Genomic DNA, 1266 nt, shown 5'->3' with positions numbered 1-1266 from the left:
CGTGAAACCACGCCCCCTGCGCATGTCTTCGCTCATATGAGCATGGCGGGCCTCATGTGGAGTAATTCGGGGAGTCTGGGAGTATGGGGGCGACGATGACCGTCGCCCCCTAGGTCAGGGCCCCGAACCACGCCCGTACCCGCACATCACAAGGAGCGGACAGATGCCCATCGCAACCCCCGAGGTCTACAACGAGATGCTCGACCGGGCGAAGGCAGGCAAGTTCGCCTACCCGGCCATCAACGTCACCTCGACGCAGACCCTCCACGCCGCGCTGCGCGGCTTCGCCGAGGCGGAGAGCGACGGCATCATCCAGATCTCCACCGGCGGTGCGGAGTTCCTGGGCGGTCAGTACAGCAAGGACATGGTCTCGGGTGCGGTCGCGCTCGCCGAGTTCGCGCACGTCGTCGCCAAGAAGTACCCGGTGAACATCGCGCTGCACACGGACCACTGCCCCAAGGACAAGCTGGACGGCTACGTCCGCCCGCTGCTCGCGATCTCCCAGGAGCGCGTCGCCGCCGGTCAGAACCCGCTCTTCCAGTCCCACATGTGGGACGGCTCCGCCGAGAAGCTCGACGAGAACCTCGCCATCGCGAAGGAGCTCCTCGCCGAGGCCGTGAAGGCGAAGATCATCCTCGAGGTCGAGATCACCCCGACCGGCGGCGAGGAGGACGGCGTCTCCCACGAGATCAACGACGACCTCTACACCACCGTCGCCGACGTGGAGCGCACCGCCGAGGCGCTGGGCCTGGGCGAGAAGGGCCGCTACCTGCTGGCCGCCTCCTTCGGCAACGTCCACGGCGTCTACAAGCCGGGCAACGTCGTGCTGCGCCCCGAGCTCCTCCGCGAGCTCCAGGACGGCATCGCCGCCAAGCACGGCAAGGCCGACCCGTTCGACTTCGTCTTCCACGGCGGCTCCGGCTCCACCGAGGAGGAGATCCGCACCGCGCTGGAGAACGGCGTCGTGAAGATGAACCTCGACACCGACACCCAGTACGCCTTCACCCGTCCGGTGGCGGCCCACATGTTCAAGAACTACGACGGCGTCCTGAAGGTCGACGGCGAGGTCGGCGACAAGAAGACCTACGACCCGCGCACCTGGGGCAAGCTGGCCGAGGCGAGCATGGCCGAGCGCGTCACCAAGGCGTGCGCGGACCTGCGCTCCACGGGCACGAAGCTGAAGTAACAGGCACCAGCCTGAAGCGAGGGCCGTACGGCCGTACGGCTCAGGAAGGGGCCCGGTGCCGCGCGCGAGCGGCACCGGGC

Annotated in this window: 1 protein-coding gene; it reads left to right on the top strand. The window is 67.9% G+C overall.

Going from position 1 to position 1266, the window contains the following annotated elements; translation table 11 throughout:
• Positions 1-163: 163 nt before the first annotated feature.
• Positions 164-1186, top strand: a complete 1023-nt coding sequence (gene fbaA, locus B7P34_RS35935) for a class II fructose-bisphosphate aldolase (protein ID WP_106682282.1) — start codon at positions 164-166, stop codon at positions 1184-1186.
• The last annotated feature ends 80 nt before the right edge of the window (positions 1187-1266 follow it).

This window comes from Streptosporangium nondiastaticum (genome assembly GCF_003011965.1).
GTDB classification, from domain to species: Bacteria; Actinomycetota; Actinomycetes; order Streptomycetales; family Streptomycetaceae; genus Streptomyces; species Streptomyces nondiastaticus.
Note: the sequence above shows the minus strand (reverse complement) of the source record. Positions and strands in the feature narration are given on the sequence as shown.